Source organism: Chitinophaga nivalis, assembly GCF_025989125.1.
In the GTDB taxonomy this organism is placed as follows: Bacteria; Bacteroidota; Bacteroidia; order Chitinophagales; family Chitinophagaceae; genus Chitinophaga; species Chitinophaga nivalis.
Genome location: NZ_JAPDNR010000001.1, coordinates 3,572,575 through 3,596,949, shown reverse-complemented (window position 1 = coordinate 3,596,949; position 24,375 = coordinate 3,572,575). Strand labels below are relative to the sequence as shown.

Here is a 24,375-nt window from a genome sequence, read left to right as displayed (position 1 = left end):
GTTTTACTATCGTTTGCTATAACCTGCCATCTACCAGGTTCCGGTCGAGGCATGCTTTTGTATCGAAGATGACACCGTTGTTACGCTTATATTTCTGGTAATCAAAATTCAGGAACTCATTGTGCGCCACGGCCACGACAATGGCATCATACACCCCGCCTTTATCGAGGCTGTTGATGATATCCACGCCATACTCTTCTTTCACTTCGTGCGGATCTGCCCATGGATCATAGATATCTACTTCCAGCCCAAACTGGGTCAGCTCATGGTAGATATCGACCACCCGGGTATTACGTACATCCGGACAGTTTTCCTTGAAGGTGATGCCCATGATGAGGGTACGGGAACCTTTGATTTTGTGGTCTTTCGCAATCATCAGTTTTACCACCTTATTGGCCACAAAATGACCGATATGATCATTGACCCGACGGCCGGATAAGATTACCTGCGGATGATATCCCAGCGACTCTGCTTTGTGTGCCAGGTAGTAAGGGTCTACACCGATGCAGTGACCACCTACCAATCCTGGTTTGTATTTCAGAAAGTTCCATTTTGTGCCTGCAGCTTCAATGACATCCTGCGTATCAATACCGATGCGGTCAAAAATCAGTGCCAGTTCATTTACAAATGAAATGTTCACATCCCGCTGGGCATTTTCAATGGCCTTGGAAGCTTCCGCTACTTTCAGGCTGGGCGCTTTGTGCGTACCTGCTTCAATAATGGAACCATACAACGCATCCACTTTATCAGCTATCTCCGGCGTAGAACCACTGGTTACTTTCCGGATTTTAGTCAGGGTATTTACTTTATCACCGGGGTTGATACGTTCCGGAGAATAGCCCACAAAAAAGTCTTTGTTAAACCGCAGTCCGGATGATTTTTCCAATACCGGTACACAGTCTTCTTCCGTACAACCCGGATATACCGTAGATTCGTAGATCACGATATCTCCTTTTTTCAGTACGCCACCCAGCATCTCGGATGCTTTCAGCAACGGACGCAGGTCCGGCGCCTTGAACGTATCAATGGGGGTAGGTACGGTTACGATGAATACATTATATTTTTTCAGGTCTTCTGTCTGATGAGAAAAACCCAGTCCTTTACCTGATTTATTTTCTGCTTTCAGCTTGATGACATGGGCCAGATCTTCCAGGCTGGCTTCTTTTGTACGGTCTGTTCCTCCTGCCAGTTCTTTTACCCGTTCTTTGTTGATATCAAATCCGAGTACGTCATATTTTTTTCCAAACTCTACGGCCAGTGGCAGGCCTACATAACCCAATCCGATAACTGCAATATGGATATTCTCTACGCTGGTACTGATTTTAGTCATAAATCAAATGATCTTTCTTTTTACTGATATTTTTAATAATACAGAGATGTTTGTTGTTGGCTTATCTGACAGTTGTTTTATTGACGGGTAAGCGCTCTTTTTTTCAGGCCGGGTAATACACTTTTGCGTTTGGGTTCATTATAACCGTAACCATAGCCATATCCGTAGCCGTAACCATAACCGCCTTTGGTATTCACATCATTGATTACGATGTTCATTTTAGGCAGTTTCCGCTGCAGGTACAGTTCTTTCGGCAGCTGCAGCTGTTGTTTGAACGTAACGCCCTGACGTACGAGGTACAGGGTTGCATCCGCAAAACGGGCCAGCACCTGGGCATCTGTTACCAGTCCGATAGGCGCCGTATCAATAATGATATAATCGAAACGGCTGTTCAGTTCATGGAACAGGGTGGCTGTGCGTTCGAGTAAAAACAGTTCGGTCGGATTCGGCGGTATAGGTCCGGAGCTGATCAGCCAGCAGTTTTCGTGTATGCCGGAAGGTTTGATCAGTGCGTCGATGGAGGTTTTGCCGATGGCGTAGGTGCTAAACCCTTCGTGGTTGGCAAGCCCCAGTTTATCAGAGATCTTAGGCTTTCTCAGATCCAGCTCCATCAGTACTACCTTTTTGCCGGACAACGCCAGGATAGCTGCCAGGTTGGTAGCTACGAAAGACTTTCCTTCCCCACTCATGCTGGAAGTGGTGATAATCACCTTACTGCCGCTATCGGACAGCACAAACTGCAAATTGGTTCTCAGTGCCCGGAACTGTTCCGCTACTACATTACGTGCATCCGTTTGGGTGATGAGGAGGTTATCTGCACTATGGCCGATTTCTCCCAGTACGGGTACCGGATTATTATTGGTGATGTCAAACTTGTTCAGTACGCGTTTGCTCAGCAGTTCCCGCAGGTACAGCCAGGAAGCCGGGAAAGCAATGCCCAGTATCAGGCCCAGTAACAGGATGAGGGAACGTTTCGGAGAAAAGGGTTTCGCATCGCTTTTACCGGCATCAATGATGCGGGCAATCGCCAGATTGGACGATTTGCTGATGGCAGATTCTTCCCGCTTTTTCAGCAGAAACAGGTACAGTTCCTGTTTGATGGCCTGCTGGCGCGAGATATCCAGGAATACCCTTTCCTTGCCGGGTACTTCCCTGATCTTCTGATTGAGGGAGCTGGCATTACGTTGCAGCTCACTGATGCCGATCTGTACGCCTCTTTTGAGAGAAGCCAGGTTGCTGACCAGGTCATTGCGGATACCAGCCAGTTGCTGATCCAGGTTTACGACCACCGGATTGCTCAGGGTGCTGGATAACAGCAGGCGTTCCCGTTCCAGTTGCAGGGTATTATATTTCTGCACCAGCCCAACGAACGTAGGGTCTTGCACCAGCAGCGAGGAAGGCACTACCCGTTTGCTGTTTTCCGCATCGCGGATATATTCTTCGAGCGACTGTACCACATTCAGTTGTACCTGTTGCTCCATCAGTCGTTTTTTGGAATCGCCGGTACCTTCAATCAGCAGTTTAGACTGTGATTCCAGATCAGCCAGTTCATTCTGTTGTTTGAACTGCTGGATATTTTTTTCCACGCCGGATAATTCCTGCGTAACGATCACGAGGCGGTTATCGATGAAGGCGATGGTGCTGTCGGCAATACGGTTGCGGTCTTCTACGCTGGCACGCAGGTAGGTATCCAGCAGGTCGTTGAGCACCTGTTCTCCTTTCTCTGGTATTTTGGCCGACAAGCTGAGATCGATGGTACTTACCTGTTTGTTCGGAATGCGTACATCCACCAGTTTCTGGTAGTTGGCCACGGTTTCATCTACGGCGGCAATTTTGATGAGATAGGCTGGTTTGCTGAAAGGCAGTCCTGTTTTTGTAAATTTCACGAGGCCTTCCGGCAGGCTTACCGTATCATTCCAGGCAGCGGTTTTAGACACCTTGGCGCCGGAAACCCGGAATTGTTCCGTGCCGGCAGGTTCAAAGGTATATGTTGCCCTGTTGAGGGAATCTTTCAGGTAGATCCATTGTACAGCAAAAGGCAGGTTACCGAATTGTTCGGTTTCCTTGATGCGTCCTTCCACAAAAATGGTGGTATACAGTTGCAGGTTACGCACCACTTTTTCCATTAAGGTGCGGGACTTTAGTATTTCCACTTCATTGTCTACACTGCTCTTATTGGAAAACACTTCCAGTTGCTGCAGTATTTCCTGACCGGGAATATCGCCCCCTTTCTGATCATCCTTTACGAGAATCTTGGCGTTTACTTTATAGACGGGCGTGGTATATCTTAAATATAACCATGCCGTAAAAACGCCTGCAATTACGAAGATCAGGAACAGGTACCAGTTACTGATAAAACGGTCGAGGATATAGTTGGGCGTGGTGGTGCCGCCAACGGTAACCGTTTCTGGCTTATGATCATGCATTCCGTTTCCATTCAGATGAGTCGCATTCTTTGTAAAAATATACTCTGGCATATGCGCTGGTATTGTAAATTTTAAAAATTAACTCTTGATACCAATACAATCAAAAGCGATAAGGCCGAGGCTATTATTGAAATCCGTTTTACCTGTGCCATATCTGTGTTGGCCACTTTGGATTTGGCAGGTTCCACATATACAACATCTCCCTGACGTAAGTAGAAGTAGGGAGAAGTAAACAGGTTACTTTCATTCAGGTTAAATCTGACAAATTCTTTTTTTCCTTCCTTGTCCCGGATCAGTAATACATTTTCCCGTTTGCCGTAGATGGTCAGGTCACCTGCCACGCCGATCGCATCCAGCAGGGTTACTTTCTCATTGGGCATGATATAGGTGGAAGGCTTGGCGACTTCCCCCAATACGGTAATTTTGAAATTGCTGAACCGCACAGTGACTACAGGATCTCTATAGTACTGTGCTGCTTTGGCAGTTATTTCATCTCTCACCACATCTGTTGTTTTTCCTTTCACGGGTATTTTACCGATAACGGGTAATACCACATTCCCATCTTTATCTACGAGGTACCCCGTTACACCTGCGGCGGCCGGTGTTGCCGGGCCGCTGCCGTTTACGGGCCAGGAGCTGCCACCTTGCTGATTCAGCAGGGCGGAAGCAGCAGGATCCAGTGTCTGTATATTTACCTGCAGGATATCATCTACCTGAATCACAGGTGTATAATAGGCTGCCTGTGTGATTTCTCTTAATTTAACGGTATCCGGTACGTCTTTAAAATAAGTGATGTTTTTAGAAGTAGAGCAGGAAGACATGTTGATACATATGATCGCTCCGCAAACAAAAAATAAGAGTTTAAAATTTCTGATAAATCGCTCACACATGTTTAATGACTTGATTATAGTTTATAGCTGATTGTTTGAAATAAAATCATGGGATACCCGTTCACCGGATAAAGGAAAATCCTTTCAGCCCGGTGTTGCCAGTTGTTGCAGCGATTAGCCTACATGGCTATTTTATCCTTATCCAGTTCTTCGTAAGCCGAATTTTTACTGATGAATTCAGGCACCAGTTGTTTCATCCGGGCTACTGTTGGTGTGATATAATGTTTTCTGGCAGACTCTATCAGTTGGTTTACTTTGTCGTTTACCTCCATAAAGTCGTAACTGCGTACCTGAGCGATCATGATTTTATCATTGTAAGTCGGCAGCGTGTTTTCAGAATTATTCAACAGTTCTTCGTATAATTTTTCTCCGGGGCGTAAACCAGTGTATACGATATGAATATCTTTCCCTGGCTCCTTGCCTACCATGCGGATCATTTTACGTGCCAGCTCTGCTATCTTCATGGGCTGTCCCATATCAAACACGAATATTTCCCCGCCCTGGCCCATCGCGCCGGCTTCCAGTACGAGCTGGCAGGCTTCCGGGATGGTCATGAAGTAACGGGTAATTTCGGGGTGGGTAACCGTCAGCGGACCACCTTTTTCCAGTTGTTGTTTAAAGCGGGGTATTACGGAACCGTTGGAACCGAGTACGTTGCCAAAACGGGTGGTGATAAAGCGGGTCGGTGGAGGCGCGCCATACACCGGACCCAGTTTTTTATATTGGTCGTTGAGGTAGTCGTTATAGGACTGAGAAAAGATTTCAGCAATGCGTTTGGAAGCGCCCATTACATTGGTAGGGTTTACGGCTTTATCCGTAGATACCATGACAAACTTTTCCACGCCAAATTCGGCCGAAAGTTCTGCCATGATTTTGGTACCCTGCACGTTGTTCATGACCGCGATGGAAGGATTTTTTTCCATCATCGGTACATGTTTGTAGGCGGCTGCATGATATACAATGGCAGGCGCATATACTTCAAACAGTTGTTGCATACGTACATGATCGCATACGCTACCGATGTAGGGAATGATAGAGACGCCACTGTACTTTTCCGTGATCTCCAGTTCCAGTTCATGCAGGGGTGATTCTGCCTTGTCGCACAATACGATTACAGTAGGTTCATACTTCACCAGCTGCCGTACAATTTCACTGCCGATGGAGCCGGCAGCGCCGGTCACCAGTACGCTCTTGCCACGGATCTCTTCAATGAGCTGCTGGTTGCGGATGTCGATAACAGATCTTTCCAGGAGATCTTCGATATTAATGTCTTTCAACTGAACCATTTTATTATGTGTACCATCTGTCCATTGATTCACGGGAACGATTTTCTGTACCCGGATGTTTAAGGCCATACATTCTTCTACCAGTTCATTGAGATGGGCAGCATCCATATAATCGTCTGGTATCAGCAGCAGAGAGATGCGGCCTTCTTTTACCATTTTATACAGCTGTCCTTTACGATAGGCATATACCGGCAGGCCTTCAATAGATTTGCCTGCATGGGATTTTGTATCGGCCAGGAAACCTACTATACGGATGGTAGATTTCGGATCATCGCTGATAGCCTTACTGAGCATGCGGCTGGAGTGTCCGGTATGATAAATGGCGGCGCGGGTGTTACTTACTGCGCGGAAATTGTTGTAGTACTTGAAAGTCCATTTCACCACCAGGCGATAGGATAACAGTAAAAAGGAGGCAATAAAAAAGTTGATGAGGATAATGGAAAGCGGAAACAGATTGGTTTCAGCATTCAGGGCCCATACACTGCCATAGCCGATAGACAGCAGCAGGGCGCTGGCAATAATATTGAGGCAGGCTATACGTCCAATGTCGGCAAAACTGGTAAACCTTACAATTCCGCGGTAAGAATGCAGCAATACGGACAACACCAGGTTAACCGTCAACACGATCAGTGCAATTTTTTCCAGCGGGTAAGGCGTAATGGCCTCTATATCAAAATTCAGCCTAAGCAGAAAGGCCAGATTGATAGCGATAATGGAGCACCCTAAGTCTAGCAGCAAAATCAGCCATGACGGGGTAATCCATGATGATCTACGCACCATAGGTTTCAATAATAAGATATGATATAATATATAATGTCTATTTCCGTTCAATAATAATTGCGCTGTCACTTGGTTTTCATAAGTCTCGCTATTATTATATAATCAGATCGGAAACAATTTGGTTTGCACTCCTTACGGTTTTCAAAGTTAATACAAAGTAAACATTAAAAATAATAAGTTCTGTTATCAAAAAGTAAACAGTTCCAAAATTTTATGACGCTTACCTGCACCTTTGCATGATCTCTTCACAGCATGTCCGAACCGTATATTAATAAACGGTTATGAAAATCAGATACCCCACTTTCATTTTATAGCATACATCACTATTGGCCAGACATCTCAGCTATATAACTACTGTGGACAAACGAAAAAATTACAGGATCAGCAACAACAATTGCTCAAACAGGATGCAGGTGATAATCTCACTGCGATATTGACGTTCCGGTGCTGCTGCGTTAGTGCATTTCCCCTTTCGGCTTTTACACCGACAGGTATTTTTAAATTACTCTTACGATGATACATGGTTCTTCAAATTTATCTTTTTCTGGTTAACTAAATTCTCTAAATAAAATTCTCTAAATGGTTAAAATCTCCGTTCGCATATTTCAACGGTCGATATTGAACAAACTCTATACCAAGTTTCACTAAAACATCAGTCGACGGCAGTAAAGTTAGTGAAGTATTTATTAAATGAGTAGATTTTTTAAAAAATAACAAAAAAGAAGATCTGATAAGTATATGATCTCTATAGGGAAATCCAGCACCAGCAAGGAGGAGAGGAAATACCGGTATCGCAGTTTTTATCACTGCCATACCGGTCAATACTGGTCATAAAAAGAAGACTAACTTCAACGAATCTACGTTAACAGCCAAGGGTGCTGCTAAATCGCCTCACCACTGCATTACAGCCGCTCCGCATTACGGTTGTTCCCCGGTCGTAACAAACACCACCAGGCTCCTGGCGCCATGTGCACCGAGCACCAACGACTGCTCTATATCTGCAGTCTTCGACGGCCCTGCTATAAACACCCCAAAACCGGAAGAAGGCCCTCCAATTTTTGCATAGGCATCATGCATCGTTGCCAGGATACGTTCCTTCGGTAATACAATTGCCAGGTGCTGACAAATAAACGGTAATACCCGCACCCGGATATCGGCTTCCGTTACCCATATCGCTCCATTCTCCGCGATCCCCCATTGACCGGGTATAATCGCCATGTCTACATCCTCCAGTTCGTGCGGATCTGCTGTTACCCAGGCATCCGGCTCCGCAGCCGTAACTATACGTTGCAACGCCGGATAGTGCGTGGCCAGCAATGCTGGTATCTCCCGGCTATCCGTAATTTCAAAAAGCCGCCCGCCCAGGCTTTCCAACACCTTTCCGAAAGCGGCCAATGTATCCGGCATATTACCGGCCAACCCGGTCAGCTCCGGCAACGCGGCAGCTTCCGGTTGATTACTTTTAATGGCGGCTAATATTTTTTCCCTGCTGCTCATGTTGACTGTTTATTTTTTGCATACCATTCAGAAAAAGACTGTGCCGGCGGCGCAGGCATATCCCGCTGCTTATACCAGGGGTTCATCCGGTTATTGACCATACCCGGAAATGCCCGCATCACCCAACGGCCTATTTTACCGGCGGCCCGGAATTTACGTGGCCCCGACAACACGGCACGCATGGCCTGCATACCTGCTGTTTTTGCCGTGGTAGTATGTCCTTCCTGCACCAATACCTGCCGCCATTTATATAACTGCTGGTGAATATCAATTTTCACCGGGCATACATTGGAACAGGACCCGCATAGCGTGGAGGCGAAAGGCAGGTCTGCATACTGCTTCATATCCAGGTTAGGCGCCAGAATAGCACCAATAGGCCCCGCTACCGCCGTGTGGTAGCTATGCCCTCCGCTGCGACGATACACCGGACAGGTATTCATACAGGCCCCACAGCGGATGCATTTCAGCGAATGCCGGAAATCTTCCCGCCCCAGCTGCCGCGAACGGCCATTGTCTACAATTACAATGTGCAGCTCCTGTCCTTTCCGGGGCTGCCGGAAATGACTGGAATAAGTAGTAATCGGTTGCCCCGTGGCACTCCTGGCCAGCAGTCGCAGGAACACCCCCAGGTGTGCCCGGCGCGGTATTATTTTTTCAATGCCCATACAGGCAATATGTACATCTGCCAGGTGCGCACCCATATCAGCATTCCCTTCGTTGGTACACACCACCATCTCCCCGGTAGCCGCTACGGCGAAATTCACCCCCGTAATCGCTGCTTTCGATTCCAGGAAGGCCGTCCGGAGATGCAGCCGTGCGGCATGCGTCAGCAACTGCGGATCCGCGTTACCGGCTGGCGTGCCCAGGTGCTCATGGAACAATGCTCCGATTTCTTCCTTCTTCTTATGAATACAAGGCAATACGATATGACTGGGTGGCTCTTTGGCCAGTTGTACAATACGTTCTCCCAGGTCTGTATCTATTACTTCAATACCATTGGCTTCCAGGTAAGGGTTCAGGTGACATTCTTCCGTAAGCATGGATTTACTCTTCACGATCTTCTTCACCCCATGCTGCTGTAATATGTCATTTACGATGCGGTTATGTTCCGCTGCATCGGCCGCCCAGTGCACGATAGCCCCATTTTGTATGGCCTGTTCCTCAAATTGTAACAGGTAGTTGTGGAGATTACCCAGTACATTTAATTTTATCTGCGAAGCGGCTGCACGCAACTGTTCCCACTCCGGCAGGGTCCATGCCATGCGGTCGCGTTTCGCCCTTACCCACCATAACGTTTCATCGTGCCAGTTTACCCGCGGTTCATTTTCATTGAACTTTTCCGCCAGGGTGGCGTGATCAGCTGTTTGCCTGTTCATGCAAGTTTTGATTGAGGATTTCTGCAATGTGCATTACTTTAACCGGTTGCTGCTGCCGCCGCAGTATACCTTCGAGGTGCATGAGGCAACTGACATCCGTACCGGTTATTACTGTAGCACCGTGTTTAACGTGATCGGCTACACGATCTTTTCCCATCTTCACGGAAACGGCTTCCTCTGTCACACAGAAAGTACCGCCAAAACCGCAGCATTCATCTTTCCGGTCCAGTGCTACCAGCTCTACTCCTTCCACCATTTGCAGCAGCTGTTCCGGCTTGGAAAACGGCGGCGCCACCAGCTCACTCATCTGCGCCAGGCCCAGGCCCCGCTGGCCGTGGCAACTCTGGTGCAACCCTACCTTACAGGGAAAGCGGGCCGGCAGGGAGGTTACTTTCAGTACATCCGTCAGGAACTCCGTTAATTCGTATATCCGCGACCGTATACCGGCAGCGGCGGTAGCCGCAGCCGGATCGTGTAAATGCTCCCGGATATGCAGTACACAGCTGCCGGATGGCCCTACGATATAATCAAAGTCCGCAAAGTTTTTGGTAAACAGCTGGTTGCAATCGTGTGTCAGGTGTTCATATCCGGAGTTGGCCATCGGCTGGCCGCAACAGGTCTGCCCCTGCGGATACACGACCTCGCAGCCCAGCTTCTGCAGCAGTTCCAGGGTGGCAATACCCACCTGCGGATAAAACTGATCAATATAACAAGGAATAAATAATCCTACTCTCACGGGTTAAGTATTTATACAGTGATGCTAACCTGCAAAGGTAGCGGCACGCCCGACAGTATTCCTTCCTCTTTTTTACCGGTTCCTGGATGATTCTTCACTGAAAAAAAGAACGCATGAGATACGGTGCTACCCGATACCTCATGCGTTCCTTTCCTATTGGCTGGTGATGTGTTAGTCGTTCATAATCTGTGCTTCCTGCTGCTTTTTCAGGTACCACTGTACAATCCTGATTTCCGCAAAGCTGGCGGCATCTCCTACCCTTTCCTTGATAGGTCCGGCAGCAGTAGCACCCAATGCCCGGATATGATCTGTGATCAGTTTTACTTTTGCGTCAGAAATAAAGCGGGACATATCCATTTCACCGGCTTCAATACATTGCGCCAGGTGGCTTTCCACGGTACCGATGGCCAGTTGCCTTTCTTTGGCGATGTCTTGAATGGTTTTACCGCCCAGGTACAGCTCGAGGGTGCCCCGGCGACTACTCCCCTTTTCCACTTTTCCTTTGGCCGGCGCTTTCACGGCTGGTGTGGCCGCAGCGGTGGCGGTATCGGTATGCCGCAGTTGCAGATAATCTTTTAACCCGCTGGTAAATACCACGTCGCCATACGACACTTCCCATACCTGCCGTAACTTATTCCAGCAGTCAGACTCGATGGCCATCAACTGCAGGTGGTATTTCTTGGAGCGGGATTTTTTCACATCTTCTATATGCGCCTGTAAAGGTTTGATCAGGTCTTCATAAATACTCTGGGTAAAATAACCGATCGCTTTATTCATGCGCTCCACCAGCTGGGCTGTTTCTCCGGTTTGCACCACAGTATCCAGTATCTGATTCAGCTGACTGACAAATTTATTGGCGACTTCCTGTTGCTGTTCTGTTTTCAGCACCAGGGTACGGCTTAGCTGCAGGGTGGCATCGAAGTCGGGTACTTTTTTATCCTGTATCCATACGGCATGACTGCGCATCATGGCCTGCATGCGGTACCAGTCGAACAGTTGCAGCAAAGAAGACGCCTGGAATTTTTTCCGTTCTATTTCCAGCAATACCACCAGTTCGTTAGCTTCATTTTCCTTTTGAGCAAACTCAATCACCTGCCGGTCTGTTTTAATGCTGCCATACCCGATGCGGGAGTGCAGCACCAGCCCTTCCAGGGAAGTACAGCGGCTGAGGGCTACATATACCTGACCAGGTGCAAAAGCGTAACCAGCATCAATAATAGCCCGTTCAAAAGTAAGCCCCTGGCTTTTATGGATGGTGATGGCCCAGGCCAGCCGGATCGGAAACTGGGTAAAGCTGCCGATTTCTTCTTCTTCAATACTGTTTTCTTCTGCATTGAAGGAATAGCGGATATTACGCCAGGTTTCCTTGCCCAGTTTCAGCTCTTCATGTGAGCCGGCCAGCACGAGGGTAATTTCTTCGTCGTCGATTTCTTTTACGGTCGCAATCTTACCATTATAATAACGGCGGGGTTGCGCGAGGTCATTTTTCAGGAACATCACCTGTGCGCCGATTTTCAGTTGCAGCAGCAACTCCGTCGGCAAGGCCTTATCACTGAAATCGCCTTCTATCTTGCCTTCAAAGCGATATACTTTTCCGGGCATGGCCGCCAGGCGGCGGGTATTGATTTCGTCTGCTTTCCGGTTGTGGGTGGTCAGTACGATATATTCTTCATCTGCTCCGGTAAACTCCGGCTGATAGTGGTCATTGAGTAACTGCAGGTCATTGTGGGTGACTTCATTATTACGTACCCGGTTGAGCACATCAATGAAAGTCTGTTCATTTTGCCGGTATATTTTTTTCAGCTCGATGTATAAAGGAGGCGCCTGTTCAATCACTTTTGCATCGAAGAAAAAATTACTGTTGTAATACTCCTGCAGCATCTGCCATTCTGCATCGGGTACTACTGGCGGCAACTGAAAAAGATCACCGATAAAAAGTACCTGTACGCCACCAAAAGGCAACAAAGGTTTGTTACGGAAGTGACGCAGGATGGTATCGATGGCATCCAGCATATCGCAGCGTACCATACTCACCTCATCGATGATCAGCAATTCCATTTCCTGCAACAATACTTTTTTGTCGTTCGTAAAACGAATGTTGCGAAACAAGGTATGTTTATCTGTAGTACTGATTTCATCCATTCCAAATCCCCGTTTGCTCCCGGGAATAAAGGGACCAAAAGGCAGCTGAAAAAAAGAGTGCATGGTTACACCACCTGCATTGATCGCCGCTACACCTGTAGGTGCTACTACTACCGTATTTTTACGGGTATGTTCCTTGATATATTTCAGGAACGTAGTTTTCCCTGTTCCCGCCTTACCTGTCAGGAAGATGTGGCGGTGTGTCTGGTTAATGAAATCTGCCGCCAGGTGAAAGATGATATTTGTATTATCCGGTTGGGGCATTTTAATGTAAATTGAAATGGCGAATATACAGAAAACCGGCGAAACCATAGTCTTCCAGCGAGTAATGACAAATGCCACGTATCTTCGTTTTCAACAGTGAAATAAAAAACTTGAGATATGGAAAACATCAGAATTGCCACGGCGCAATTTGAAAACAAGAGTGGCGACAAGGCACATAATCTTGCCGTGATCCGGCAGTTAACTGCACAGGCAGCTGCACAGGGCGCACAGGCAGTTGCCTTTCATGAATGTTCTATAACCGGTTACACCTTTGCCCGTCATTTATCGGAAGCAGACATGCTGGCGCTGGCGGAACCTATTCCGGACGGGCCTTCCATAAAAGCATTACAAGAGATTGCAGCGGAATATGACATCGCCGTCCTCGCCGGATTATTTGAGAAAGATGCCGACAATCAGCTGTTCAAAGCGTATGTATGTGTAGATAAAAACGGATTGGTGGCGAAATACCGGAAGCTGCATCCTTTCATCAATCCGCATTTAAAACCAGGTACTGAATATGTGGTATTTAATCTGGGGAAATGGAAATGCGGCATCTTAATCTGTTATGATAATAATGTGATTGAAAATGTAAGAGCCACTGCTTTACTGGGAGCGGAAATTATCTTCATGCCACACGTTACCATGTGCACGCCTTCTCCCCGGCCCGGTGCAGGATTTGTAGATCCGCAGCTGTGGCAAAACCGCCAGGAAGATCCCACGCCGCTGCGCCTGGAATTTGATGGCATGAAAGGACGTTCCTGGCTCATGAAATGGTTGCCTGCACGGGCGTATGACAACGGTATTTATGCCGTGTTTTCCAACCCGATCGGCATGGACGATGATCAGCTGAAAAACGGTTGTTCTATGATTGTAGATCCGTTTGGAGATGTGATTGCAGAATGCCGGCAACTGGACAACCAGGTGGTTACTGCTACCCTCACCCGCGATAAACTGGAAAAGGCCGGTGGTCACCGTTACCGGGAAGCCAGACGCCCTGATTTATATGGTAATATTATTGCGGCGCCCCACGAAGCCGTGCAGAAAGTAGTATGGCTCCAGGAAAAAGAACAGTAATCAATCTGTGTTGTTAAATATCTTCCTGAAAATATCCTGTTCCATCGGGTACGATGTGTACAGGATATTTTCAGGAAGATGACTGTATATCATTAATTTTTCGGAAGATGCCCACCTATTGATTTATTCGGGGGATGTAAGCCATATGGCTATCTTTGATCCGGCCTTCCTTATTTGCTGTTTTGGAATAAAAAATGTTTAATTTCATAGCCTCTCGTCACAGCACATTTTTCCTCCCGACACCCATCTGATGATATTATTTTACCCAAAAAATCCGAAGGCATTCCTGGTGTTAAGGTGGATCATTCGTTTTAGTAAGGTAGTAGTAAGCATTACTGGTAATATCCTATCATTCCTGCGCTATTTCTGTGCTTTACATGGGCCATCCTTACCACGTATATAGATAGTTTTGCAGGCTTGCTTCAGATAGCACGACTTCTTTTCGCCATCATGATTACCCAATAATTTTCCCGGAGAGAGAGATAAATAGCAGACAATTATTTACCGGGATGATGAACAGGGTTTACAGCTGTTTTTTGAAGATATCACGCGGGTGGTTTTTCCGGGAATACTTTTATCCAACAGCCTTTCTTCCTCTTTTGAAAAGATTTTTACAAAGATGACCAACAGGCATTCCGCTCACTTTTTGAGACAGGCCTACCTGTACTGCTTTAAAAAAATGAATAAAAAAAACCGTCCTGGCTAAGCCAGGACGGTTTGTAACAAAACTATTTATAAAATAAGTTATGCCAGTCTTACGTTAACAGCATTCGGGCCTTTTCTGCCTTCTTCCACGTCGAATACTACGCGGTCATTTTCGCCGATGCTTTCTTTAATACCAGATACGTGAACAAAAATTTCTTGTCCAGAACCTTCGATTTTAATGAATCCAAAACCTTTAGCTTCATTAAAAAATTTTACTACACCTGTTTGCATTATATTTAATATTTAATTGTGAACGTGTTCTCGCCATTTTTATGCAGGCGGCTACCTGTGCGACCAGAAGAAGAAGTGTAAATAAAAAGCTGAATGTGAGAGGTGATCTAACTACAGAATTGAAATACAATATTCTTAAGAGGCGAAACGAAGATAGGGGTTTTTCAGTATACAACCCTAATTTATTTTAAGATTTCTCGCTTTCAGTGGGCATACGCACATTATCCGGGATTAAAGTATATTTTTGTCTGTTATATGACTCAACCAGAAACCTGGCGTATTAAAGCCATCCTGACCGGATCTGCCGGCAATCTTGTAGAATGGTATGACTGGTACGTTTATACCACGTTTTCCTTGTATTTCGCGCCTGTTTTTTTCCCGAAAGGCAACTACACAGCGCAATTGCTCAATACGGCGGCCATTTTTGCCGTGGGTTTTCTGATGCGCCCCATTGGCGGCTGGCTTTTTGGCTGGCTGGCAGACCAACGCGGCCGGAAAGCTTCCATGACGTTATCTGTATTACTCATGTCATTAGGGTCCTTACTGATTGCCTTCACCCCTTCTTTTAACAGCATCGGAGTGGCCTCTCCCATCCTCCTGCTCTTTGCCCGGCTGCTACAGGGGCTGAGCGTAGGCGGCGAATACGGCACTTCCGCTACTTACCTGAGTGAAGTAGCCACGGCAGACCGCCGGGGCTTTTACTCCAGTTTCCAGTATGTAACCCTGATTGGTGGCCAGCTGACGGCCCTGGGGGTACAGATGCTGCTGCAACGGGTATTTCTTACGCCCGCTGAGCTGCAGGCGTGGGGCTGGCGCATTCCTTTTGCCATCGGGGCTGTACTGGCCGTACTGGTGCTCTATCTGCGGCAGCATATGCAGGAATCATCTTCCTATGAAAAAAACGCCGGAACGGCGCAAAAAGGCTCCATCAAAATACTGTTCAAACAATATCCCCGGGCAGTACTGACGGTGGTAGGCCTTACCATGGGCGGCACCCTCGCCTTTTACACCTATACTACCTATATGCAGAAATTCCTTGTGAATACGGTGCATATGACCATAGAACGCTCTACCACCATCACGTTCTTCCTGATGCTGATCTACGCCTGCCTGCAGCCGTTATTCGGCTGGCTGTCTGATAAATATGGCCGGAAACCTTTATTACTGGGATTTGGCATATTCGGCACCCTGCTCACGGTACCGCTGCTTAGCGCTATCAGCCACGCTACTACTGAATGGACGGCCTTCTGGCTCATCCTGTTGGCCCTGGTGATTGTTAGTGGCTATACATCTATTAATGCGGTGGTAAAGGCGGAAATGTTCCCAACTGCCGTTCGTGCGCTGGGCGTGGGGTTCCCCTATGCGGTTACGGTGGCGTTGTTTGGCGGCACGGCAGAACCGATCGCCCTGTATTTTAAGAAGATCGGGCATGAGCCTTATTACTACTGGTATGTTACGGGCTGTATCTTCATTTCCCTGCTGGTATATGCCACTTCCCGGGATACTAAAAAGACCTCCTTGCTGGACCGTGGCGAATAATTTCCTTCACTGTACCATCTGCATAGCCAATAATCAGTTTAACGGCGTAGTGGAGAAATAAACCATTCTCCACTACGCCGGGAATACTATTCAGCTGTGTTTCCACCACGGCTGCATCGCGGATCTGCCGGTAGTGGCAGTCCAGTATATAATTACCATTATCTGTTATAAAAGGCTGCCCTTCCTGCTCCCTCCTCACCGGAGCGGCGCCGATAGCTGCCAGTTGTTTGAAGGTCAGCTCCCATGCAAAAGGAATCACCTCCACCGGCAGGGGAAAACGCCCCAGTTGTTTGACCAGCTTGGATTCATCTATCACTACCAACATTTCGCCGGCGGCGGCCGCAATAATCTTTTCCCGCAACAACGCTCCGCCACCACCTTTGATCAGCCGCAGCTGCTCGTCGGCTTCATCTGCCCCGTCGATATCCAGGTCGATGCCCTGTACTTCGGCAAAAGGCACCAGGGGAATCTGCTGTTCCCGCGCCAGTTGTTCCGAATCCGCCGAAGTAGCGACGGCCTGCAATGCCATTCCTCCCCTCACCAGCTCGCCTATACGCAATATGGTGTAATAGGCTGTGCTGCCTGTTCCCAGGCCAACCGTCATGCCCGGCTGAATGTATGCAGCAGCCTTTTCACCAGCTGCTTTTTTAGCGATATTTACTTGCATGAAACAAATATAAGGGGATTACAGGGAATCCAGCACGGCATCCAAATGATGCAGCAAGGCATCCGTATTCGCCTTATTAAATACCATTGGCGGCTTGATTTTCAGCACATTGTGCAAAGGACCATCGGTACTCAGCAAGAAGCCCCGTTGTTTCATCGCTTCTACAATCACGTCGATTTCCGGCACGGCTGGTTCCAGGGTTTCCCGGTCGCGTACCAGCTCTGCACCGATGAAGAAACCATGTCCGCGCACATCGCCGATAATGGCATGTTTTGCTTTCAGTTTCCGCAGGCCTTCCATAAAATAGTTACCGGTCACCCGGGCATGCTCCTGCAGCCCTTCTTCGCGGATGACCTGTAATACGGCCAGTCCTGTTGCCATAGATACCGGATTACCGCCAAAGGTGTTGAAGTATTCCATACCATTATTAAAGGCATCGGCTACTGCGCGGGTAGTGACCACGGCAGCCAGCGGATGGCCATTCCCGATCGGTTTTCCCATCACCACAATATCCGGTGTAACGCCCTGCAGTTCAAATCCCCAGAAGGCGTCTCCTACCCGGCCGAAACCTACCTGTACTTCATCGGCGATACATAATCCACCGGCGGCACGCACCGCAGCATATGCTTCCTGCAGGTATCCCGGCGGTAAAGGTATCTGGCCACCTACGCCCAGTAAGGTTTCACAGATATAAGCGGCTACGCCTTTGCCATTTGCCTGCAACCGGCTGATAATATCCTGCACATCGGCAGCATAACGCGGGCCGGCCTGCGCATCGTCATACCGGTAAGCCCCTCTGTATTGATCCGGATTCAGTGCTTTATGGGTGTGAGCCGGTTGTCCGAAACCACCTTTTCCATCGAATTTATACGGACTTAACTGCATCGCTACCGTAGAGGTGCCATGGTAGGCATGATCCAGTACAATTACATCCTGTTGCTGCGTATAATGACGGCTCATGCGGATCGCAAGGTCATTGGCTTCACTGCCGGAATTGGTGAAATAACATACTTCCAGCGAAGGCGGTAAAGTGCTGATCAGACTATTGGCATAATCTACCAGATGATCGTGCAGGTAACGGGTATTGGTATTGAGGGTAGCAATCTGTTGTTGCATGGCACGAACTACCGTAGGATGGCAATGCCCCACATGACTGGGATTATTGACACAGTCGATGAACGTACGGCCTTTATCATCATAGAGATACTGCAAAGCACCCCGTACTATTTTAAGCGGCTCCTGGTAGCTGATACTCAGGTTCCGGCCAATATGTGCTTTTCTGTCGGCCAGCAAACCTGCATAATCCGCCTCGGCATTGATCAGCGGCGTGAAACCACAGGCCCTGCGGAAAGCATCCTGGGCAGCCAGCGGATTGATAGTAATCAGGTGGGATAATAGCTGCCATGCCGGCGCTTCGGTTACAAAGTGGTAGGCATTGTCGCTGCCTGCCGCTGCCTGGGCGGCGGAGGTAGTAACGCTGATGCATAAACGTGCTGCCACCAGGTAATACAACAAGTCGGTTTCGGCTACCGTCAACGGGTATACGGCATGATAGGCCGCCACCGTTTCTACAGCTGCTGCCAACGGATCTTTGGCCGACAGCATCACATAGGTACAGGCAATCGCCAGGTTATTCACCAGCTGCGTGTACACCATGTCGCCGAAGTCAATCAGGCCGGAGATCTCCGTCTGCCTGATGAGAATATTGTAGTCATTGGCATCGTTGTGAATATAGGCTTTGCGCAGCTGCGGCAATGCAGGCGCTACGACGGTATCGAACTGCAGGAGAAAGTAGCCTGCCAGGCGGCGGTGTTCCGGATCTTTGATATGTACCAGCTGCTGCCCGGCGATAGCCGCCTGCGCCAGGTCCCAGGCATAATGCCGGTGCATGGCCGGGTGACTGAATCCTGCCAGCGCGGCGTCCATCTTCCCCAGGAATTCACCCAATGCGGTATTCAATGCAGTGGCTGGCGGCACGGTGGCCATCGGCTCCCCTTCCAGCCAGGTCAGTACCCGCAGGTGATATAAGTCTCCGTCTATTTCGATCCGGGTAATCCCTTCGCCCCGGGTATTTTTTACTACCTGCTGCAGTTGTTTACCAACAGCACTTGCTGCCAGGTGCTCCAGTATTTTCACCTGCGCATCCAGGAAAGCCACCTGATGGGAAGCATCTGCTATCTTACAGATATAGGCGTTTCCGTTATCTTCCCGCACCAGAAAATTAGCTTCATCATATCCGGTTAATTCCTTTACGGATACAGCGAGGTTAAAGTGCTGCTGCATTAATTCCTTTACCTGGGTGGCTGAAAAAGTATATGACATAGCTATCAATATTATTGTTGTGCGGCCAGCAGCATCAGTACATGTGCGGCTGTCCAGCTGAAATTAGGTGCATTTAATCCTTTACCGGTATGTGGATGGTAGTTTTCATACAAAGGCCTTTTGCCTTGCATTCCTTCTGCATGTTGCCACAGCTTGGTACTCAGGGCTACCGCCTGTTGATGGGCGCCATAGGTCTGTAATCCTGCAATCGCAAAATAGAACTGATCCAGCCATACCGGTCCGCGCCAGTATCCTCTTTGCGGGTCAAATGCTTTTTCGCTTGCATCCAATACCGGCAGGGGCACTAAAGTATTAAAAACAGCGGTATCTTTCAGTTGTTTTGTAACACCGGCCGCCTGTTCTTTGGTGGCAATACCGGCCCACAAAGGAATCCAGGCCTCCGGACCTTTCACCCGGATCAGGTTACCCGCCAGCGTACGGTCGTAATAATAAGCGGTAGTGGCGTCATAAAAAGCCTGGTTGGTTTTCTTTTTCAGGACTACTGCCTGTTGCTGCCATTGCTGCGCGGCTTTGCGTAACCCTAATTGCCGGGCTATCTGTGCCAGTATCATTTTTTCTTTATAGAGATAGCTGTTCAGGTCTACCGACTCCTGGTTCAATGACCAGGCACCCGGATGATTCTGCAACATAGCCGCTTTGTCGAAACGTACGGCGTTGTCCATACCGCTTTCCCAGGCTGCCGCGATGCGGGTACCATCTGTTGCACCATATTCACACAGGCCGTTGCCATCGTGGTCGCGGTCTTTGTACCACCATTCGTGGTAGCGGCATAAGGGGTCGTACATGCTCCGCAGGAATGCGGTATCGCCCGCGGTTTTAAAGACTTCCCATACCGCCCATGCTGCCAACGGGGGTTTGGTATCGCGGTGATTGTTCTCACTGCTATCTGTATAAATACAATCCGGGATCATGCCGTCCGGCTGCTGGTAGGCAAACAGGGTGCGGATATTGGATGCCGCCAGGGCCGGCTCAAAGTAAGCCAGGGCCACGGCTTGTTTCCAGCTATCCCATGACCAGAAGCCATAGAAACCCTGGTAGGAAGCAGACGGGAATACGCCGTCGTGCAGCAGCTGCCGGGCTGCACTGCGCCAGTTGGTGATCAGGGTGACCATACTTTTCACGGCCAGACGGCTGCGCAAAGTATCACTTACGGGAAAGGGCATACGTTGCCAGAGTCGCTGCAGGTAACCATTCCACCGCTGCTCATTGGCGGCCAGTGTGCGGGCGGCATCCGGCATAGTAATCGTTGCCGGTACTTCTTTATTTTCCAGGTAGTAAGACTGCGTCTGCGTTTCCAGTATATGTCCGTTGGCGGGTATGGTCACGGTTTTAACAGCTTTATAGCTGTTGCCGGCCAGGGTAATCTGCCAGGGCTGCGCGGCGCCGTAACGGATCTGCAGCTGTTGTGCCGTACCGTTGATGGTTACCTGCAATCCATTTTCCTGCGGGTGTAATACCGCACGTTTCAAAGCCGCACTGCCCTCCCACTGCAAGGTCAGCTGCCGATGGCGGGGTTGGGTATTGTGCACCAACGCCTGCAACATTGCCTGCCGGTTGTCGGAGAAAACCAGCTGCAACTGCACCTGTATCCCTTCCGCACTACTCACCAGTTGCAGCATACCCGGATAATAACGGGTAGCCGTATCCGTTTGCTGTAATAACAATTCCCGGCCCTCTTCATATATCCGTAACCGTGCCATCATATCAGACAGCCACTCTCCTTTCATATCCATCAGCAAAGGCCCCGTGAATCCGGTGACCTGCCGGTTCACCGGCAATGCATAGGCATGCCAGGCGCCCTGGTCGGAAAAGAAAGTAGCGGTTACATTTCCTGTATCTTTCACGGCATACCTGACATCCAGTACATCGGGAAACTGCTGCCGTTGTGCCTGGGCGCTGCTGTATGCCAGCAACAGCCCCACTATCCATTTAAATTTATTCATAGTTCACTTTCGCTTTATCTGCCGCCTGATCGGTTGCTTGTAAAGGTCTTAAGGTAAAATGATAACTGTAATCGCGGTATGGCAAGGTATAAGGCGCATGTGGTTTTGCTCCCCAGCTGTTGTCGCCGCCTAATCCGGCCTGCTGATAGTCTATATTCCACCAGATCAGGGGATCATTATACATAGAGCCGCCATGGCGGTTTTGCTGACGGTTAAAGTCCAACCGGTGCATATCAAAATGCAGCACGCCCATATTCAATAAGCTGTCTGTACGGGCCATCCAGCCCGCGCCAGCTGCATTACGCAGCGCCATCCACTGTACATCCGACCGGTAGCCGCTTTCCTGGGCACGCGGATAGGGATGAAACAGGGAGTCTGCCGGCAGGGTATACAAGTCTATATCTGCAGCATACTTGCGATCGGCATAGTTATCGAAAGGACCACGTCCCAGCCAGGACACAGTGTTAAAGTCCGGCTGCAGCAACAACCGCATGCCCATACGGGGCAGCTCCGGCAATACGGTATCTCCGGCTATGAACCGTACCTGTACCTGTATATCACCGTTGGATAAAATCGTATAGTCTACGCCGTAGTGTGTTTTCACCAGCGGCAGGTAATACTGTGTTTTCATGATCACCCGCTGGCTATCCGGCCGGGTCACTTCCCAGGACAGGAGTTGCATACTGTCTGCGGCATGCTGCCATACGGCGCAACGCAGCTGGGCACTGTTGCCGATATCATTATCGGTAGCAGCCCGCCAGAAGCTGGGCTGCAAAGATGCTTGCATATAATCCACTCCCTTCACGGTATACTGTTGCAGCCAGCCATTGTTAAATACTGCCCGGAAGGCTGCATTGCCTACTTCTTTGGTATGTTCCGAAGATTTCACCTGTAAGGTGGACTGTGGCAGTTTCGCTACCGGCGCCGGTATAAAACCAGGCAGTTCATATTGTTCGGTGGCAATGGTAAAGCCGGCAGGCAGCAATGCTTCCGCTGTTTTCAGCTGTGCCCGCAGGTGCAGGTAATAATGGGTACCCGGTACTTTGTTGATCACCGGCAAGGGTATACGTACCGTATCTGCCTGATGTGGCAATAATGCCAGCTCCGGCAAAATACCCGTGGCAATGGTTTTCCCATCTCCTTTTACTTCCCAGGAGAGGCGAACATTACGGAGGTCATTAAAATCGTAGCCGTTGCGGATACGCAGCAAATCAGCAGACAACGTTACCGGCGACCACTGTAAAGGCTGGTATACTTTTCTTACCTCAAATGCCTGCGGGTGAGGCGTACGGTCGGCAGCCAGCATCCCGTCTGCACAGAAGCTGGTATCGCTGGTAGCCCCCACGGTTCCCATATCGGCGCCGTAGGCCCAGATAGCTCTTCCCAGAGAATCGCGTTGCGGGAACGTCTGATCGGAGAAGTCCCAGATAAAACCGCCCTGCAGCTGCTCATGCTGCTGTATCAGTTGCCAGTCGTCGTACAGGTTCCCGCCACTGTTTCCCATCATATGTGCATATTCACATTGAATGAGGGGACGGTCGCGGTATTCTTTCACATAGTCCAGCATATACCCGATGGATTTATACATCGGGCAAACGATATCGGTATAGGGATTGTTACGCGCCGCTTCATATTGTACCGGCCGGGTATTGTCCCTGTTTTTTGTCCATTGATAGGTAGCCTTGAAATTATCCCCGAACTGACTTTCGTTGCCCAGCGACCAGGTAATAATGCTGCAATAGTTTTTATCGCGTTCCACCATCCGGCGGGTACGGTCCAGATAGGCCGCCTTCCATTCCGGCTTGTCAGACAAGGTTTGCAACGGGTGCATACTCATGCCGTCGCACTCTATATTGGCTTCATCCACTACATAGATACCATAGCGGTTGCAGAGGGTATACCATTCTTCCCGGTTGGGATAGTGGCTGTTGCGTACCGCATTGATGTTATATAGTTTCATGGTACGGATATCGTTTAACATCCCTTCCATGGTGACTACTTTTGCGGTATGCATTTCATGCTCGTGCCGGTTGACGCCTTTGATTTTAATCGGCATCCCATTTACCAGCAATAAACCACTTTTGATTTCCACGTTCCGGAAACCGATTTCCTGTGCCAGGCTTTCGATGTCGTTGCCTTTTTCATCCTGCAGGGTGAGCAACAGGGTGTACAGGTTGGGTTGTTCTGCGTTCCAGCTGCGGATGTCCGGCAGTTGCTCTGTCAGCCGGTATATACTATCCTGTTGCAGTGGCAATGTGCGGGTGAAGCGGATCTTATCCCCGTCCAGCAACTGCACTTGTATCCTTTTCTGCCGGTCGGCCGGCGCTGGTATTTTGTTCAATGCCAGTTCCAATTGCAGCACACCATCTTTGTAGTGGTTGGTCAGGCCTGCCTTTGCAAAAAAATCGTATAGGCATAACTGTGGTCTTGCCACCAGGTATACACTTCTCTCAATACCGCTGAGTTTCCACATATCCTGTCCTTCCAGGTAAGAGCCGTCGCTGAAACGGAATACCTGCAGGGCAATCACGTTTTTTCCTTTTTTCACATAGGGGGTGATGTCAAATTCAGCAGGTGTTTTACTGTCTTTGCTAAAACCCACATACTGCCCGTTGATCCAGGCATAGAAAAAGGCATTGACCGCACCGAGGTGCAGCCACACCTGTTTGCCGTTCCAATTGGCCGGCAGTTCAAAATCGCGCCGGTAGGATCCTACCGGGTTATCGTCTTTAGGTACAAAAGGCGGATTGGGCGGAAAAGGATATTCCACATCCGTAAAAATATAGGGGGCATAGCCCTGTGGCTGCCAGTTGCCCGGCACCTGGATGGTTTTCCAGTTTTTAACAGAAAAGGCAGGTTGGTGAAATCCGGCCGGACGCAGGCCGGGATGTTTTACCAGCTGAAACTGCCAGGTACCATCGAGTGATAACTGTAATGGCGAAGCAGCCTGTTTCCGGGCTGCTGCAGTAGTAGGATAAGGTATGAAATGCGCGTGCGGTGCTAACGTATGTTCCGATACTTTCGATGGATTTTCCCAGTCATTGGTTTGAGAAAATAACGCCAACGGGAACAACAAAACAGCAAGGAAAATAATTCTCATCATGGTTGCCTGTATAAAACATCCTGCCGGCAGCCGTGCTTACCGG

Annotated in this window: 15 protein-coding genes; 2 read left to right on the top strand and 13 right to left on the bottom strand. The window is 48.9% G+C overall.

Translation table 11 applies throughout. From position 1 onward, the window contains the following. Positions 1-16: 16 nt before the first annotated feature. The 8 genes from OL444_RS14525 to OL444_RS31795 all read right to left on the bottom strand — a co-directional run bounded on the left by OL444_RS14525 (position 17) and on the right by OL444_RS31795 (position 12,727). Positions 17-1,330 (bottom strand): nucleotide sugar dehydrogenase, encoded by a 1,314-nt coding sequence (locus OL444_RS14525; protein ID WP_264732287.1) that lies wholly within the window; start codon positions 1,328-1,330, stop codon positions 17-19. A gap of 77 nt (positions 1,331-1,407) precedes the next feature. Continuing rightward, the gene (locus OL444_RS14520) at positions 1,408-3,807 is read right to left on the bottom strand and encodes a GumC family protein (RefSeq protein ID WP_264732288.1); all 2,400 of its coding nucleotides are present in this window, start codon (positions 3,805-3,807) and stop codon (positions 1,408-1,410) included. Positions 3,808-3,827: 20 nt separating this feature from the next. Continuing rightward, the gene (locus OL444_RS14515) at positions 3,828-4,577 is read right to left on the bottom strand and encodes a polysaccharide biosynthesis/export family protein (RefSeq protein WP_264732289.1); all 750 of its coding nucleotides are present in this window, start codon (positions 4,575-4,577) and stop codon (positions 3,828-3,830) included. A gap of 188 nt (positions 4,578-4,765) precedes the next feature. Next, entirely contained in the window at positions 4,766-6,670 is a 1,905-nt protein-coding gene (locus tag OL444_RS14510; protein WP_264732291.1) for a polysaccharide biosynthesis protein, read from the bottom strand. Between the two features lie 960 nt (positions 6,671-7,630). Then, positions 7,631-8,209 (bottom strand): LutC/YkgG family protein, encoded by a 579-nt coding sequence (locus OL444_RS14505; protein ID WP_264732294.1) that lies wholly within the window; start codon positions 8,207-8,209, stop codon positions 7,631-7,633. Further along, the gene (locus OL444_RS14500) at positions 8,206-9,585 is read right to left on the bottom strand and encodes a lactate utilization protein B (RefSeq protein ID WP_264732296.1); all 1,380 of its coding nucleotides are present in this window, start codon (positions 9,583-9,585) and stop codon (positions 8,206-8,208) included. The genes OL444_RS14505 and OL444_RS14500 overlap by 4 nt, the downstream gene beginning before the upstream one ends. Next, entirely contained in the window at positions 9,566-10,321 is a 756-nt protein-coding gene (locus OL444_RS31945) for a (Fe-S)-binding protein (RefSeq protein WP_264732298.1), read from the bottom strand. Before OL444_RS31945 ends, OL444_RS14500 begins: the two co-directional genes overlap by 20 nt. 171 nt (positions 10,322-10,492) lie before the next feature. Then, the gene (locus tag OL444_RS31795) at positions 10,493-12,727 is read right to left on the bottom strand and encodes a helix-turn-helix domain-containing protein (RefSeq protein ID WP_307734873.1); all 2,235 of its coding nucleotides are present in this window, start codon (positions 12,725-12,727) and stop codon (positions 10,493-10,495) included. 117 nt (positions 12,728-12,844) lie between these two features. Between OL444_RS31795 and OL444_RS14475 the strand changes: the two genes are divergently transcribed. Next, positions 12,845-13,801, top strand: a complete 957-nt coding sequence (locus OL444_RS14475) for a nitrilase family protein (protein WP_264732299.1) — start codon at positions 12,845-12,847, stop codon at positions 13,799-13,801. A gap of 744 nt (positions 13,802-14,545) precedes the next feature. Here the strand turns inward: OL444_RS14475 and OL444_RS14470 are convergent. Beyond that, on the bottom strand, positions 14,546-14,737 hold the full coding sequence (locus OL444_RS14470) for a cold-shock protein (protein WP_079472790.1): 192 nt from the start codon (positions 14,735-14,737) through the stop codon (positions 14,546-14,548). A gap of 255 nt (positions 14,738-14,992) precedes the next feature. Here OL444_RS14470 and OL444_RS14465 point away from each other — a divergent pair, with 255 nt between their 5' ends. Next, positions 14,993-16,276 carry an MFS transporter gene (locus OL444_RS14465; protein ID WP_264732309.1) on the top strand — a complete coding sequence of 428 codons (1,284 nt, stop codon included), beginning with the start codon at positions 14,993-14,995 and terminating at the stop codon, positions 16,274-16,276. On the opposite strand, the gene rpiA is transcribed toward OL444_RS14465, so the two are convergent. From rpiA to OL444_RS14445, 4 genes are read right to left on the bottom strand one after another with little or no spacing between them, the layout of a single operon-like run. Next, positions 16,242-16,943: a ribose-5-phosphate isomerase RpiA gene (gene rpiA / locus OL444_RS14460; protein WP_264732311.1), complete on the bottom strand. Its 702-nt coding sequence runs from the start codon at positions 16,941-16,943 to the stop codon at positions 16,242-16,244. The two genes, OL444_RS14465 and rpiA, sit on opposite strands and share 35 nt — an antisense overlap. An 18-nt stretch (positions 16,944-16,961) precedes the next feature. After that, entirely contained in the window at positions 16,962-19,265 is a 2,304-nt protein-coding gene (locus tag OL444_RS14455; RefSeq protein ID WP_264732313.1) for an aminotransferase class III-fold pyridoxal phosphate-dependent enzyme, read from the bottom strand. An 11-nt stretch (positions 19,266-19,276) separates the two neighbouring features. Then, positions 19,277-21,229, bottom strand: coding sequence for an MGH1-like glycoside hydrolase domain-containing protein (locus tag OL444_RS14450; protein ID WP_264732316.1), 1,953 nt, complete (start codon positions 21,227-21,229; stop codon positions 19,277-19,279). Beyond that, positions 21,222-24,332 carry a glycoside hydrolase family 2 TIM barrel-domain containing protein gene (locus OL444_RS14445; protein WP_264732318.1) on the bottom strand — a complete coding sequence of 1,037 codons (3,111 nt, stop codon included), beginning with the start codon at positions 24,330-24,332 and terminating at the stop codon, positions 21,222-21,224. The genes OL444_RS14450 and OL444_RS14445 overlap by 8 nt, the downstream gene beginning before the upstream one ends. Positions 24,333-24,375: the final 43 nt, after the last annotated feature.